Here is a 477-nt window from a genome sequence, read left to right on the forward strand (position 1 = left end):
TTGATGACCGGCAAAAAAAAACCTGCGCATCTGCGCAGGCTGGTGTAATTCATGTGCTCAACCCGAAGTTGACTTCACCTATCAATACCTCTGGGATCACCACTTTAGCAACCTGAAGCCAAACGCCACCAGCGGTCAATCGCAACAGCGTTTCGCAAAGTGTAACCAAAGGTTTGCAATCTCTTTTTTTGTCTTACTTATTTGCGTTTGGCTCACATTCCCACGATGAAAACACGCCACCCCTTGAACCAACGGGCGTTTTCCGTAACACTGAAAGAATGTAAGCGTTTACCCACTAAGGTATTTTCATGGCGACCATAAAGGATGTAGCCCGACTGGCAGGCGTTTCAGTCGCCACCGTTTCCCGCGTCATTAATAATTCACCTAAAGCCAGTGAAGCTTCCCGGCTGGCTGTGCATAATGCAATGGAGTCTCTTAGCTATCACCCGAACGCCAACGCCCGTGCGCTGGCGCAGC

General features: G+C 49.7%; 1 protein-coding gene. It reads left to right on the plus strand.

The features are described 5' to 3' along the window. Window positions 1-308: 308 nt before the first annotated feature. A partial coding sequence (locus ETC00_RS19710) for a LacI family DNA-binding transcriptional regulator (RefSeq protein ID WP_171567735.1) occupies window positions 309-477 on the plus strand: 169 nt, incomplete at its 3' end.

It is taken from the genome of Brevibacillus sp. MCWH (assembly GCF_013096935.1).
Lineage (GTDB): Bacteria > Bacillota > Bacilli > Brevibacillales > Brevibacillaceae > Brevibacillus > Brevibacillus aydinogluensis.